Source organism: Cupriavidus sp. 8B (assembly GCF_054589115.1).
The window spans coordinates 20,223-34,022 of record NZ_BAAILO010000082.1 but is presented as its reverse complement, the minus strand read 5'-3'; the positions used below and the strand labels follow the sequence as shown (position 1 = coordinate 34,022).

11 protein-coding genes are annotated in these 13,800 nt (G+C 65.9%); 7 read left to right on the top strand and 4 right to left on the bottom strand.

The genetic code is table 11. The annotated features are described in order from the left end of the window. Nucleotides 1-98 precede the first annotated feature (98 nt). The 4 genes from ACYP5B_RS07750 to ACYP5B_RS07735 all read left to right on the top strand — a co-directional run bounded on the left by ACYP5B_RS07750 (nucleotide 99) and on the right by ACYP5B_RS07735 (nucleotide 7,159). Nucleotides 99-1,790, top strand: coding sequence for a sigma-54-dependent transcriptional regulator (locus ACYP5B_RS07750; protein WP_459569195.1), 1,692 nt, complete (start codon nucleotides 99-101; stop codon nucleotides 1,788-1,790). Then, nucleotides 1,783-2,412, top strand: coding sequence for a 1,6-anhydro-N-acetylmuramyl-L-alanine amidase AmpD (gene ampD, locus ACYP5B_RS07745; protein WP_459569194.1), 630 nt, complete (start codon nucleotides 1,783-1,785; stop codon nucleotides 2,410-2,412). The genes ACYP5B_RS07750 and ampD overlap by 8 nt, the downstream gene beginning before the upstream one ends. A gap of 502 nt (nucleotides 2,413-2,914) precedes the next feature. Next, the gene (locus ACYP5B_RS07740) at nucleotides 2,915-5,857 is read left to right on the top strand and encodes a ribonucleoside-diphosphate reductase subunit alpha (RefSeq protein WP_459569193.1); all 2,943 of its coding nucleotides are present in this window, start codon (nucleotides 2,915-2,917) and stop codon (nucleotides 5,855-5,857) included. Nucleotides 5,858-5,956: 99 nt separating this feature from the next. Further along, nucleotides 5,957-7,159, top strand: coding sequence for a ribonucleotide-diphosphate reductase subunit beta (locus ACYP5B_RS07735; protein WP_318230819.1), 1,203 nt, complete (start codon nucleotides 5,957-5,959; stop codon nucleotides 7,157-7,159). A gap of 167 nt (nucleotides 7,160-7,326) precedes the next feature. On the opposite strand, the gene ACYP5B_RS07730 is transcribed toward ACYP5B_RS07735, so the two are convergent. The 3 genes from ACYP5B_RS07730 to ACYP5B_RS07720 form a co-directional block, all read right to left on the bottom strand. Beyond that, a complete protein-coding gene (locus tag ACYP5B_RS07730) occupies nucleotides 7,327-9,051 on the bottom strand; it encodes an alkaline phosphatase family protein (protein ID WP_459569225.1) in 1,725 nt (574 codons plus the stop codon). 374 nt (nucleotides 9,052-9,425) lie between these two features. Beyond that, nucleotides 9,426-9,752 (bottom strand): thioredoxin family protein, encoded by a 327-nt coding sequence (locus ACYP5B_RS07725; RefSeq protein ID WP_459569192.1) that lies wholly within the window; start codon nucleotides 9,750-9,752, stop codon nucleotides 9,426-9,428. Nucleotides 9,753-9,845: 93 nt separating this feature from the next. After that, nucleotides 9,846-10,778 (bottom strand): DMT family transporter, encoded by a 933-nt coding sequence (locus tag ACYP5B_RS07720; protein ID WP_400093179.1) that lies wholly within the window; start codon nucleotides 10,776-10,778, stop codon nucleotides 9,846-9,848. Nucleotides 10,779-10,902: 124 nt separating this feature from the next. Between ACYP5B_RS07720 and ACYP5B_RS07715 the strand changes: the two genes are divergently transcribed. Further along, nucleotides 10,903-11,832 (top strand): LysR family transcriptional regulator, encoded by a 930-nt coding sequence (locus tag ACYP5B_RS07715; protein ID WP_459569191.1) that lies wholly within the window; start codon nucleotides 10,903-10,905, stop codon nucleotides 11,830-11,832. 7 nt (nucleotides 11,833-11,839) lie between these two features. Here the strand turns inward: ACYP5B_RS07715 and ACYP5B_RS07710 are convergent, their stop codons facing one another. Further along, a complete protein-coding gene (locus ACYP5B_RS07710) occupies nucleotides 11,840-12,685 on the bottom strand; it encodes an AraC family transcriptional regulator (RefSeq protein WP_459569190.1) in 846 nt (281 codons plus the stop codon). Between the two features lie 76 nt (nucleotides 12,686-12,761). Between ACYP5B_RS07710 and ACYP5B_RS07705 the strand changes: the two genes are divergently transcribed. Next, the gene (locus tag ACYP5B_RS07705; protein WP_459569189.1) at nucleotides 12,762-13,118 is read left to right on the top strand and encodes a GFA family protein; all 357 of its coding nucleotides are present in this window, start codon (nucleotides 12,762-12,764) and stop codon (nucleotides 13,116-13,118) included. 36 nt (nucleotides 13,119-13,154) lie between these two features. Beyond that, entirely contained in the window at nucleotides 13,155-13,790 is a 636-nt protein-coding gene (locus ACYP5B_RS07700; RefSeq protein WP_459569188.1) for a glutathione S-transferase family protein, read from the top strand. The last annotated feature ends 10 nt before the right edge of the window (nucleotides 13,791-13,800 follow it).

Here is a 13,800-nt window from a genome sequence, read left to right as displayed (position 1 = left end):
GGACAGCGCGGGTGGCTGAGCCGCGCTGTCCGGCCACCCGATCCGTCTCTCGTTGAGCCGCCCCGATTCCACTTCGCCAGATCGCCAGACGCAGACCCATGCCCCTCAAGACGCCAGGCCCCGACCCGATTCTCGTTATCGACGACGAGGCCGACCTGCGAGAACTGCTCGATATCTCGATCCGCCGCATGGGCCATGATGTGGTGCTGGCCGGCTCGCTGGCCGAGGCGCGCCAGCAGCTCGCCGCGCGCCGCTATAGCTTGGTGCTGACCGACATGCGGCTGGGCGACGGGCTTGGCATCGACATCGTGCGCCAGCTCTCGAGCGCGCCGGAGCGGGTGCCGGTGGCCGTGATCACCGCCTACGGCAGCGCCGACAACGCCGTGGAGGCGCTCAAGGCTGGCGCCTTCGACTACATCGCCAAGCCGGTCTCGCTGGACCAGCTGCGCAGCCTGATCCTGAATGCGCTGGGGCGCCAGCAGCGTGACGGCGCCGAGAGTGGAGAGGGCGGCGAGGGCGGCGAGGGTGGCAGCGGGGCGCAGGAAACCGTGGACCGCGCCGTCAACCTGCTTCCCGGCCATTCGCCCGCCATGCACGAGGTGCGCCGCTCGCTCTCGCGGCTGGCGCGCAGCATGGCGCCGATCGTCATCAGTGGCGAGTCCGGCAGCGGCAAGGAGCGCGCGGCGCGTGCCATCCACGCGGTCAGCGCGCGCGCCGCGCATCCTTTTATCGCGGTCAATTGCGGCGCCATCCCCGAGACCCTGATGGAGTCGGAGTTCTTCGGCCATGTGAAGGGCGCCTTCACCGGGGCCGATGCCGAGCGCGGTGGCTTCTTCCTGGCAGCCAACGGCGGCACGCTGTTGCTCGACGAGGTGGCCGACCTGCCGCTAGCGATGCAGGTCAAGCTGCTGCGCGTGCTGCAGGAGCGGCGCGTGCGCAAGATCGGCGCGAGCCGCGAGGAGAGCGTGGACGTGCGGGTGCTGTGCGCCAGCCACAAGGATCTTGCCGCGATGGTCGCCTCCGGCCAGTTCCGCCAGGATCTGTTCTACCGCCTCAACGTGCTGGCGCTGCGCATGCCCACGCTGCGCGAGCGGCGCGAGGATATCCCGGTGCTGGCCAGCGCCATCCTGGAGCACCTGGCGGTGCGCTATGGCGATCCCCATCCCAAGCGGCTGGCGACGGCTGCGCTGCAGCGGCTGTCGGATTACCCGTTCCCGGGCAATGTGCGCGAGCTGGAGAACCTGCTCGAGCGCGCCTATGCCTTCGCGGAGGGCAATACCATCGAGGTGGACGACCTGGGCCAGATGGACGCGGGCATGGGCCATTCGGCCATGCCACGCCCGCCCGCGCCGCACGCGTACCTGGCTTCGACGGCCGTGGCCGCTGCGCCGGCGTCGTCCGGCTTGCGGCCCGATTCCATGCAGGAGCTTGCATACGATGCGCGGGCCGAATCCCGGGGTGGCGCGCAGCCCGATCCGTTTGCGCAACCGGCGGCGCCGCCACGTGCCGCGGAGGTGGCCGCAGACGCTTGCCGTGCCGCCTTCCCGATCGACCTGCCCGGCCGGCTCGAAGCGCTCGAGCGCGACCTGATCCTGCAGGCGCTGCAGCAGACCGGCTTCAACCGTACCGCAGCCGCGCCGCTGCTGGGCCTGAGCTTTCGCCAGCTGCGCTACCGCATCCAGCAGCTTGGCATCCGCGAGGACCGCGACGACCCGGCCGATGGCGCGGCCGAAACCAGCGAAGCGCTGCGCGACGGGCTGCTGGCGGCGGATGGAGAACGCGATGCCTGATCGCGACAACGGCAAGCTCGCGCCGGCACCCGTGCCCGGGCAGGGGTTGACTCCCGACGCGGCCGGCTGGGTGCCCGCGGCGCGCCAGGTGCCGTCGCCTAACTTCGACGCCCGGCCCGCGCACATGCCGGTGGACCTGGTGGTGATCCACAACATCAGCCTGCCGCCCGGGCAGTTTGGCAGCGGGGATATCGAAGCCTTCTTCCTGAATCGTCTCGACCCGTCCCGCCACCCCTTCTTCGCTACGATTTATCAGGTGCAGGTATCGGCGCATTTCCTGGTGACGCGGGAGGGGGAGCTGGTCCAGTTCGTGTCCTGCCTGGACCGGGCCTGGCACGCGGGCCAGTCCGAGTTCTTCGGCCGGCCTCGCTGCAACGACTTCTCCATCGGCATCGAGGTCGAAGGCAGCGACGACCAGCCGTTCACGTTGGCCCAGTACCACACCACCTCCGCGCTGGTGCGTGCCCTGCTCGGCACCTATCCGGTGCGGGCCGTGGCGGGGCACAGCGATATCGCGCCCGGGCGCAAGACCGATCCGGGGCCATATTTCGATTGGGCGGCCTTCGCAGCTGCCGCCGGCGTGGCGCCCGCGCAACTGCCTTACCGCAAAGACCAGCCCTGAGGCAAGGGCAACAAGCGGGGTCTAGGGGATAGCCGGGATTTGGGGAAAACCCTGATAAAGTCCGCGCCTATCGAACCAGGCAGGTCAATCAAAAAAATTTCGCGTCACGGTGCGGTAACGAACCGTCGGGCGGATTCCCTTGCGTCTCTTGGGCTGGCGGGTATGGCGCAGCGCCGCATGCCGCACCGGCACTGGAATTCGCGCCAAAAAAGCACTTGTCAAGACTGGTGAATCCGCCGGGTTTCACTATACTTAGTCCAGTTTTTCGCATCGACCACTAGATCTAGTGGTGCTTTCGGGGAGCCGGCCTAGGTGTGCAGTTACCGCCGCAGCATTGGCTGCGGTCCGCCGAAGGGCCGGCGCATCACAAGAGTCCCAGCAGAATCCAGCAATAGCAGCGCGCCCTTCCGGGTAAGACCGGCCGGCGTGTCTGAGCCTTTTTGCGCATTTTGCCCGGGACTCTTTGTCACTCATAAAACACGGGTCAGAACAGGAGTTCCTCATGCAGACAGCCCAGAACGAACTTTCCACCGGCGCAACCGCCGCCGGTGCAGCAGCGAACGCGCAGTCGAGCCCCGCTACTGCCGCCGCTGGCAGCTACCAGGACTACAAGATCATCCGCCGTAACGGCGCCGTCGTGGCGTTCGAGCCGAGCAAGATCTCGGTAGCGGTGACCAAGGCCTTCCTCGCCGTCAACGGCGGGCAGGGCGCCGCTTCGGCGCGTGTGCGCGAAGTGGTCGAGCAAGTGACCCAGAACGTGGTCCGCGCGCTGCTGCGCAGCCGCCCCAACGGCGGCACCTTCCATATCGAAGACGTGCAGGATCACGTCGAGCTGGCGCTGATGCGCTCGGGCGAGCATGAAGTGGCCCGCGCCTACGTGCTGTACCGCGAGAAGCGCACCCAGGAACGCGCCCAGGCCAACGCCCAGGCGGTGGCCCGCGTGCAGGAAGGCGGCGCCACGTTCAACGTGACCGACGCCGGCGTTGCCCGCGTGCTGGACCTGGGCGCGCTGCATGGCCTGATCGACAACGCCTGCTCGGGCCTGGGCGACGCTGTCAGCGCCGAGCCGATCCTCAAGGAAACGCTGAAGAACCTGTACGACGGCGTGCCGATGACCCAGGTCTACGACTCCGCCATCCTGGCCGCGCGTACCCTGATCGAGAAGGACCCGGCCTACAGCCAGGTCACCGCGCGTATCCTGCTGCACACCATCCGCAAGGAAATCCTGGGCGCCGAAGTGACCCAGACCCAGATGGTGTCGCGCTACGCCGACTACTTCCCCAAGTTCATCGCGCGCGGCATCGAAGCCGAGCTGCTGGACGAGAAGCTGGCCACCTATGACCTGGCCCGCCTGGGCGCGGCACTGGACGCCCAGCGCGACTTCCAGTTCAACTACCTGGGCCTGCAGACCCTGTACGACCGCTACTTCCTGCATATCGACGAAGTCCGCATCGAAATGCCGCAGGCCTTTTTCATGCGCGTGGCCATGGGCCTGGCGCTGGGCGAGAAGGACCGCGAAGCCCGTGCCATCGAGTTCTACCAGCTGCTGTCGTCGTTCGACTTCATGTCGTCCACGCCGACCCTGTTCAACTCGGGCACCCGCCGCTCGCAGCTGTCGTCGTGCTACCTGACCACCGTCTCGGACGACCTGGAAGGCATCTACGAAGCGCTCAAGGAAAACGCGCTGCTGTCGAAGTTCGCCGGCGGCCTGGGCAACGACTGGACCAATGTGCGCGCCCTCGGCTCGCACATCAAGGGCACCAACGGCAAGTCGCAAGGCGTGGTGCCGTTCCTGAAGGTGGTGAACGACACCGCCGTGGCGGTCAACCAGGGCGGCAAGCGCAAGGGCGCGGTCTGCGCCTACCTGGAAACCTGGCACCTGGACATCGAGGAATTCCTCGAGCTGCGCAAGAACACTGGCGACGACCGCCGCCGCACCCACGACATGAACACGGCGAACTGGATTCCCGACCTGTTCATGAAGCGCGTGATGGAAGCCGGCGAGTGGACCCTGTTCTCGCCCGCCACCTGCCCGGACCTGCACGACCTGGTCGGCAAGGCTTTCGAAGAGGCCTACCTGGGCTACGAAGCCAAGGCCGCCCGCGGCGAGCTGAAGCTGTTCAAGAAGATCCCCGCCATGCAGCTGTGGCGCAAGATGCTGGGCATGCTGTTCGAGACCGGCCATCCCTGGATCACCTTCAAGGATCCGTGCAACATCCGCAGCCCGCAGCAGCACGTGGGCGTGGTGCACAGCTCCAACCTGTGCACGGAAATCACGCTAAACACCAACGAGAGCGAGATCGCCGTTTGCAACCTGGGTTCGGTGAACCTGGTGGCCCACCTGAAGCAACTGGCCGACGGCACCCAGGTGCTCGACCACGCCAAGCTCGAGAAGACCATCCGCACCGCGATGCGCATGCTCGACAACGTGATCGACATCAATTACTACGCGGTTGAGAAGGCACGCAACTCCAACCTGCGCCATCGTCCGGTCGGCATGGGCATCATGGGCTTCCAGGACTGCCTGCACATGCTGCGCCTGCCGTACGCCAGCGACGCCGCCGTGCAGTTTGCCGACACCTCGATGGAAGCGGTGTGCTACTACGCCTACCGCGCCTCCAGCGAGCTGGCAGAAGAACGCGGCCGCTACAGCACCTATGAAGGCTCGCTGTGGGATCGCGGCATCCTGCCGCAGGACTCGCTCAAGCTGCTGGCCGAAGAACGCGGCGGCTACCTGGAAGTGGATCACTCCTCGACCATGGACTGGGACAGCCTGCGCGCGCGCATCAAGCAGCACGGCATGCGCAACTCGAACTGCATCGCGATCGCGCCCACGGCAACGATCTCGAACATCATCGGCGTGTCGGCCTGCATCGAACCGACCTTCCAGAACCTGTACGTCAAGTCCAACCTGTCGGGCGAGTTCACGGTGGTCAACGACTACCTGGTGCGCGACCTGAAGGCACGCGGCCTGTGGGACGAAGTGATGGTCGCCGACCTGAAGTATTTCGACGGCAAGCTGGCCCGCATCGACCGCATCCCGCAAGACCTGCGTGACATCTACGCAACGGCCTTCGAAGTCGAGCCGAGCTGGCTGGTGGAAGCTGCCAGCCGCCGCCAGAAGTGGATCGACCAGGCTCAGTCGCTGAACATCTACATGGCCGGCGCCTCGGGCAAGAAGCTGGACGACACCTACAAGCTGGCCTGGCTGCGCGGCCTGAAGACCACGTACTACCTGCGCACGATGGCAGCCACCCACGTGGAGAAGTCCACCGTGTCGCGCGGCTCGCTCAACGCCGTGTCGTCGGGTAGCGACGCCGGCATCAGCGCCGCCGGCATCGACCAGGCCGCCGCCTCCGCACCGGCCATGCCGGAAGCCGAAGGCGCGGTCTGCACGATGCGCCCCGGCGACGCCGGTTTCGACGAGTGCGAAGCCTGCCAGTAACTCGCTGCCAGTAAGCCATTACCTGCCGTCATCCTCGCCGCGCCGCCTGCGCGCGGCGAGGACCGCGGCAAACCAAAGCATTCCACGGAGAACCACACCATGCTGAGCTGGGACGACGACGTTCAAGCCACCCCGCAGGCTGCCCCGCAGCCCGCGCCGAATCCCACCGCCGCGCCTGCTGCCGCACGCTCTGTCGACCAGCACGGCGTGCTGCCGCCGGCCGCCACGCAACCGGCCGGCACGGGTATCCTCGGCAACCTGCCGGCGTCCGACGCGCCGACGGACCGCCGCGTGAACGCCGCCGACAAGCGCGTCATCAATGGCTCGACCGACGTCAACCAGCTGGTGCCGTTCAAGTACAAATGGGCCTGGGAAAAATACCTGGCCGGCTGCGCCAACCACTGGATGCCGCAGGAAATCAACATGTCGCGCGACATCGCGCTGTGGAAGGACCCGAACGGCCTGACCGAAGACGAGCGCCGCGTGATCAAGCGCAACCTCGGCTTCTTCGTCACCGCCGACTCGCTGGCCGCCAACAACATCGTGCTGGGCACCTACCGCCAGATCACCGCGCCGGAATGCCGCCAGTACCTGCTGCGCCAGGCCTTCGAAGAAGCGATCCACACGCACGCCTACCAGTACATCGTGGAGTCGCTCGGCCTCAATGAAGCCGAGATCTTCAACGCGTATCACGAAGTGCAGTCGATCCGTGACAAGGACGAGTTCCTGATCCCGTTCATCGACACGCTGACCGACCCGGCCTTCAAGACCGGCACGCCGGAGAATGACCAGAAGCTGCTCAAGTCGCTGATCGTGTTCGCCTGCATCATGGAAGGCCTGTTCTTCTACGTCGGCTTCACGCAGATCCTGGCCATGGGCCGCCAGAACAAGATGACCGGCGCCGCCGAGCAGTACCAGTACATCCTGCGCGACGAGTCCCTGCACTGCAATTTCGGCATCGACCTGATCAACCAGATCAAGCTCGAGAACCCGCACCTGTGGACCGCCGAATTCAAGGAAGAGATCACGGCGCTGTTCAAGAAGGCCGTGGACCTCGAATACCGCTACGCCGAGGACACCATGCCGCGCGGCGTGCTGGGCCTGAACGCACCGATGTTCAAGGGCTACCTGCGCTTCATCTGCAACCGCCGCTGCCAGCAGATCGGCCTGGAGCAGTTGTTCCCGAACGAGGAAAACCCGTTCCCGTGGATGAGCGAGATGATCGACCTGAAGAAGGAACGTAACTTCTTCGAGACGCGTGTGATCGAGTATCAGACGGGTGGGGCGTTGTCCTGGGATTGAGTTTGTTGTTGTTGGCCGCCGCAACTTCCTGTGGCTCCAAACCGGGGGGCGGATCGCGGGCTCCCAGGCTCCCACCCGGAATGCAAAACAGCCCCGTGGACTGAACCTCCACGGGGCTGTTTTTTTCGTACCGGGACATGCGGTCCTTCCCGCTGTCCCGGCTGCGCTCAACGCAGATGCGGCAGTACCTTGGTGTGCTCGGCCTGCACCGCTTGCAGCTCGTGCGGCTTGAGTCCAAGCAACGCCAGGATGGTAGGCGCTATCTGGTTGGTCTGGACAGGGTCGTCGACGATATTCTGGCCGATGCCAGCACCCCACACAACGATGGGCACGTGACGGTCCTGCTTGGCGCCGCCGCCGTGCTCGGCGATCTTCGACAGTTTTCCACCGGCATAGACCGTACCCTGCTGCGCGATGCCGACGAGGTCCGGCACGCGATCGTCGTTGCTCCCGACGCCGAACAGGTCAGCGGCTTCTTCGCCAACATAGATCTTCCTCGCTCCAGCCTGGCTGAAAGCCTTTGTGACCGCGGTGCCGGTTGCGTCGGAGCCCAGGCCGTTGCCGGAATAACCAAGCAGGAAATTCTTGGCAAAGCGCAGGGCGGCGGGGGAGCGGTCGTTGAACCACATCAGGATGCCGTCATCGTCGATCGCGTGGGCTACGAGATGCGACTTGGACGGGTCCTTGCACGTGGCGGCGAATTTTTCCCAGGCGCAGTTCAGTGCATCGATCATGTCACCATCGTTGATGATGGTGAGATCGGCGCGGTTCTGCGGCGACTGGCCGTGTTTCGCCGACAGGATGACGACGGTATTGGTCGTGTCAAGCGCGCTCACCATCGTGGCAAGCTGGTTGTTGACGAAGTTCAGCGCGCTTTGCAGCACCACGCCGGGCGTAGTCCCGTTCGCGGTGTAGCCGCCCAGGCCGCCGGACACCTTGGCGGCGGTGTTGCTCGGATCCGGGTAGTAGTTCGATTTGTTGAGCTTTTGCGCGGTCGACACGGACTGGAAGTTCATGCCGAATATGGCCGGGGTCCCCGGCGTGCCGTTGCCGGCATGGTCGAGGCCCTTGATCCAGTTAAGGACGGCCTTTACCTTGAAGCTATCGTAGCGCTGTGTGTTGGTGTTGTCCTTGGTCCAGTCGTCGCCCGGGCCGGCAGGCAGCGACGGGTCGGTTACCGAGCTGTTGATCTCGGGGGCAAACAGATCGTCGATGCTCTGGCCGGACGGCCCATTGAGAATCTCGTAGGCGACGTGCTTGTCCGACCAGGCGGTGCGCAGCCCGTGCTTTTTCGCGACCTCGAAGATCGTGTTCACCTTGAGGTACTGGTGCGGGTAAACCGGCTGGCAGGTCACCGGAGACACCGGCAGGAAGGCCGGGTCGATCAGGTCTTGCGGGTGCCCGGTCAATTGGGAAATCCTGGAGAAGTCGGCGTACAGGCCGGGGATGTTTTGTCCGCTGTCCAGCCGGTTCAGATCCTTGGCGATCACTTCGGCGTAAAACACTTCAGCGCCTGGCTTGGTGCTGTGGCAGTTGGCTGCGGTGGTGCCCTTCGGCAGCAGGCTGCGGCTGTAGGCGTCATCGTAGTAGATGCCCGTGGTCTTGGGGTTGCCGCCCGTGACCTGAGCGACCATCCCGGGGAACGAGTCCGAGGGGAAAGGCGTTTGCGCATTCGTGTAGGCAACGCCATGACGGACCAGTAGCGCAAGGGTGGAATTCGGATTGGCGTTGACGAACCAGTCCAGGTCGGCCTGGTGCAGGCCATCGACAGAAACCAGCAGGACATGCTTGGCACTCGGCTGACGGGCGTCGTCGTCCGCATGTGCGAACGCTGTCAGTCCGCACGCCAGCGACAACGCCACGGCAATGGTAAGCCTTTTTGGTACGCGCATGATATCTCCTCGGGTGACTGCCACAGGGCAGTTGGGAGACGCTATCAACCGTCCATGTCCGAACGGTGTCATTGAAAGCGCGCAAGCGTAACAAATTGTGTGTCGCGCCCTGGGGCGCAAATGCCGCGAGTCTGGGGTGGCGTGGAAGGCAGCCAGCACGGATCCAGTGATGTGCAACAATTGGCCGCGACGCGCGCTGGGATGGCCGCTGCAGGCGGATCGCGGGCCAGTCACGCTGCTTGTGCTTGTGCTCGTGCCGGGCGGTTGCTTTGCGCCAAAGCCTCGCTTCCATCCGCCATCAGCATTTCGCCCCGTCGCTGCACGATCCATCGAGCGCTTTTTATCTTTGCGTCTCTCGATGGTGCCGGCCAGCATCAGCCCGCAATCCGCCTCAACGCCTCCTCAATCGCCCGCGTGTCACTCGGCCGCACCAGCCGCGCCACCTCCACGCCATCGCGCATGAACACCAGCGTGGGCCATAGCTTGATCCGGAACGAACGGCCGAGCGGCTTGCCGCTGCCGTCCTCGACCTTGATGTGGGCAGCCTCCGGATGGCTGGCCATGGCGCTGGCCAGGTGGGGCTGGGCCCGCATGCAGTAGCCGCACCAGGGCGCGCCGAACTCGATCACGGCCGGGCCCTTCATGGCGTCGATTTCGGCTCGGGCCGGCTCGCTTGTTGCGTACACATCGGTCATCGTCATAGGGAATCCTCTCGCCTGTCCAAATGGGCATTCACGGATTGTATGACTACGGATGCCGCGAACAATGACTGGCGCGGCTGAGCGCGGCGGGTTTCAGGCCTTCGATGCCTGCGTGCCCTGCGGTACCTCGACGGCCGCGGGCTTGCGCCAGCGCACCGTGGCCAGCAGCGATGCCGCGACAATCAGGCCGCCGCCGGTCCAGGCGGTGGCCGTGATCCTTTCCCCCAGCCACAGGCTGGCGAACAACGCGCCAAACGCGGGCTCGCTCCCCATCAGCAGGGCCACGCGGGTGGGGCTGCTGCGCTTGATGGCGTAGTTCTGCGCGAAGAACGCAAAGAGCGTGCAGGCGATCACCAGGTAGAGCACGTATCCCCAGAAGGCCCCGTGACCGGAGAATGACGGCAGGGGCTGCCACTGCGCGGGCATCAGGACCAGCGCCACCGCCGCGCTGCCGAATGCCACCACGCCGGATTGCACCGCCGTCACCGTCAGCGCCGGAATCGAGGCGCCTCGCATTACCCGCTTTGTGAAGCACACCATCAGCGCGCGGAGTACCGCGGCGGCGAGTATCAGTCCGTCGCCGGGGTTGAGGACGAATTCGCCGTTGCCCGCCAGCAACCAGGCCCCGAGCAGCGAGAGCACCACCGCCGCCCATTCGATGCGGCTGGGCTTGCGCTTGAGCAGCAGCCATTCCGCCAGCGGCGTCAGCACCACGCACAGGCTGATGAGGAAGGCTGCGTTGGCGGCGCGCGTGAGCAGCACGCCAAAGGTTTCGCACAGGAAGATGCCCAGCAGCAATACGCCGGTGCCGAGCATGCCGCGCAGCGTGGCGCGGTCGGCCTGGCGCAGGCTGGGCAGCATGGGCGACAGCACCACGAACGTGATGCCGAAGCGCAGCGCCAGCAGGCCCAGCACGGGATAGAACACCAGCGCGCCTTTGACGACGCCGTAGCTGCTCCCCCAGACCACGGCGACCGCGAGCAGCATCAGGTCGGACAGCAAAAGGAGGCGTTTTTGAGCGGGCATGGCAGACCTTCAGGGGATGGGCCATGCATTGTGCAGCTTTGCGTTGGCGGTGATAATCGGGTTGAGATGCAAAGCCTTTATGTCACAAACGCATTAATCCAGTGCCGCAGACGCCACCGCCCAGATGAATCCCACCGAACTCTTCGACTTGCTGCCCGACATGGCCGTGTTCGCGCGCGTGGTCGATGCGGGCAACTTCTCCGTGGCCGCGCGTCAGCTTGGCAGCACGCCGTCCACGGTCAGCCGGCAGATCAAGCGGCTGGAGCAAGCCCTGGCCACGCGGCTGCTGGAGCGCTCGACCCGCAAGGTGCGTGTGACGGAGTCGGGTGCGCAGGTGTACCGGTACTGCCGCGACATGGTGAGTGCCGCATCGGGCGCGATCGATGCGGCGGGCCATCTTGCGGGCCGGCCGCAGGGGCGGGTGAGCGTGAGCGCGCCGACCGCGTTTGCGAAGACGGTGATCCATCCGCTCGTGCCGGGCTTTCTGCGCGCCTACCCCGAGGTCGATCTGCAACTACTGTTCACGGACCACGAAGTCGATCCTCTCGATGACGACCTCGACCTGGTGATCCGGCTGACCGGGCACCCGCCGCCTGGGCTGGCCGGCCGGCGGCTCGGCGCGGTACGCTGGCTGCTGTGCGCATCGCCGGCGTACCTGCGCGCGCGCGGCACGCCGGGGCATCCGCGCGATCTCGCGCAGCACGATTGCCTGTACCTGGGCGAGACCACTGACGACAACCGCTGGCGCTTTCAACGGGATGCCCAGACGCAGACGGTGGAGGTGAGGGGGCGCTATATCGCGAACCACGCCGGGGCACGGCGCGAAGCGGCGCAGCAGGACTTCGGCATCGCCAACCTGCCGGAGTTCACCGCGGCCGACGCGCTGCACAGTGGCGAACTGGTGCAGGTGCTGGCCGACTGGGAGTTGCAGGTGCGGGCTTATGTGGGCTCGGTCTGGCTGCTGTATCCGCCCAACCGCTTCCTGCCGCCGAAGGTGCGGGCGCTGATCGATTACCTGGCCCAGCATATCGGCGACGCCGCCGGCCCGGGTTGACATCCGTTCAGCGCTGGCGGCCCGGCGCCTGTTGCGAGCGCTGGTAGTCGCCCGGCGATACGCCTACCAGGCGCGTAAAATCGCGCGTCAGGTGGGCCTGGTCGAAATAGCCCAGCTCGGCGGCGAGTTGCGCCAGCCCGACCGCCTCGCCGCGCGCCAGCCGCCATGCGGCCTCTTGCAGACGGTAGCGGCGCAGCACCCATTTGGGCGACACGCCTACGTACTCCTGGAACATCCGCTGCAGCGCCCGCACGCCCATGCCCGTGTACCGCGCCAAGGCTTCCACGCTGGCCGGCCCTTCAGCGCTGGCGGCGTGTGCCATCACGCGTTGCAGCATATCCACCGTGGGGTCGGGCGCAGGCAGCGCGCCGGAAAGCAGGGATTCCGCGGCGCTGACCATGGCCTCGTCGCTGCCGGCATCGAGCACCAACGTTTCCGCGCGCGGTTCGTCGCACCGCAGCAAAGCGCGTGCCGGCCGCGTGCCATCGGTCAGCGCGCAGATCGGCTCATCCAGCAAAGGGCGCAGGCCGCCCACGCGATAGCGCACGCCGAGCACATGGCCCGTGCCTTCCAGCTTGCGATCGAAGACCCCGCGCACCACGCCGAAAATGGCCGTCTGGCCGCGGTCGAAGACCAGGTTGGCGTTGGGGTAGGGCAATACGCGCTGTACCTGCGGCGGCTGGCCCGCCAGGTCCCATTCGACGATCCAGTAGTGCTCGACAAAGGGCGCCAGCGCAGCCGACGGCAGATAGCGGCCGAGCCGGATGCGCCGTTGCGTGCCGAGCGGGTCGACGATGCCCTTGGGTTCGGCGGTGACGGGCGCATGCGTGTCGCGTTTGTCCAATCGGGTCATGGGGAACGGTGTAAAACTGATGGCTTCGGCAACGAACAATGAACAACGATTCGATTCGATTCTATCGGAGACAACCATGCCAGGAGCCCATTACACCGGCGGCTGCCATTGCGGCGCCGTACGCTATGAAGTGGATGCCGATCTTGCCGGCGCCATCGAGTGCAACTGCTCGCTGTGCAGCAAGCGAGGATTTATCTGGTCGTTCACGCCGGCCGATAAGTTCACCTTGACCGAGGGCGCGCAGGCTACGCGCACGTACAAGTTCAACAAGCATGTGATCGATCATCGCTTCTGCGAGACCTGCGGCGTGGAGGCCTATGCGCTGGGCAGCATGCCCGACGGCTCGCGCGTGGCGGCCATCAATGTCCGCTGCCTCGATGGCGTCGACCTGGCGCAGTTGCATCCGAAGAAGGTCGACGGCGCCAGCGCGTAATTCCCTATCCCTCCCTATCCCCCCGGAGCCAATGCAATGTCCCAGCCTGAACTCACCCTGTTCCATTCGCCCAATACGCGTTCCACCGGCGCGCTGACCCTGCTTGAGGAACTCGGCGTGCCGTATCTTCTCCACCCGCTCAACATGAAGGCCGGCGAGCAGCGCGAGCCGGCTTACCTGGCCATCAATCCGATGGGCAAGGTGCCGGCCATCCGCTATGGCGATGCGCTGGTGACGGAGCAGGCGGCGGTGTTCATCTTCCTGGCCGATCTGTTCCCGCAGGCCAGGCTGGCGCCCGCGCTGACCGATCCGCTGCGCGGGCCTTACCTGCGCTGGATGGCGTTCTACGGTTCCTGTTTCGAGCCGGCACTGGTGGACCGCTCGCAGCAGCGCGAAACGCCGCGCGCGATGTGCCCCTACGGCGATTACAACACCACCATCGGCACGCTGCTGGGCCAGCTGGAAAAAGGCCCCTACCTGCTGGGCGACACCTTCACCGCGGCCGACGTGCTGTGGGGCACCGCGCTGACCTGGACCACCATGTTCAAGCTGGTCGAGGCGACGCCGGTGGTGCAGGCCTATATCGACCGCATCAACGCGCGCCCGGCGGTGGCGCGGGCGCGTGCCATCGATGCCAAGCTGGCGGCAGAGCAAGCCGGGCAGGGCGGCTGAGCGCCAGCCA

Bases quoted from the DNA above. Each gene is read 5' to 3' on its own strand.
- ACYP5B_RS07715 (WP_459569191.1), top strand. From the start codon at position 10,903: ATGAATCCCACCGAACTCTTCGACTTGCTGCCCGACATGGCCGTGTTC.
- ACYP5B_RS07750 (WP_459569195.1), top strand. From the start codon at position 99: ATGCCCCTCAAGACGCCAGGCCCCGACCCGATTCTCGTTATCGACGAC.
- ACYP5B_RS07700 (WP_459569188.1), top strand. From the start codon at position 13,155: ATGTCCCAGCCTGAACTCACCCTGTTCCATTCGCCCAATACGCGTTCC.
- ACYP5B_RS07730 (WP_459569225.1), bottom strand. From the start codon at position 9,051: ATGCGCGTACCAAAAAGGCTTACCATTGCCGTGGCGTTGTCGCTGGCG.
- ACYP5B_RS07740 (WP_459569193.1), top strand. From the start codon at position 2,915: ATGCAGACAGCCCAGAACGAACTTTCCACCGGCGCAACCGCCGCCGGT.
- ACYP5B_RS07720 (WP_400093179.1), bottom strand. From the start codon at position 10,778: ATGCCCGCTCAAAAACGCCTCCTTTTGCTGTCCGACCTGATGCTGCTC.
- ampD (WP_459569194.1), top strand. From the start codon at position 1,783: ATGCCTGATCGCGACAACGGCAAGCTCGCGCCGGCACCCGTGCCCGGG.
- ACYP5B_RS07735 (WP_318230819.1), top strand. From the start codon at position 5,957: ATGCTGAGCTGGGACGACGACGTTCAAGCCACCCCGCAGGCTGCCCCG.
- ACYP5B_RS07725 (WP_459569192.1), bottom strand. From the start codon at position 9,752: ATGACGATGACCGATGTGTACGCAACAAGCGAGCCGGCCCGAGCCGAA.
- ACYP5B_RS07705 (WP_459569189.1), top strand. From the start codon at position 12,762: ATGCCAGGAGCCCATTACACCGGCGGCTGCCATTGCGGCGCCGTACGC.
- ACYP5B_RS07710 (WP_459569190.1), bottom strand. From the start codon at position 12,685: ATGACCCGATTGGACAAACGCGACACGCATGCGCCCGTCACCGCCGAA.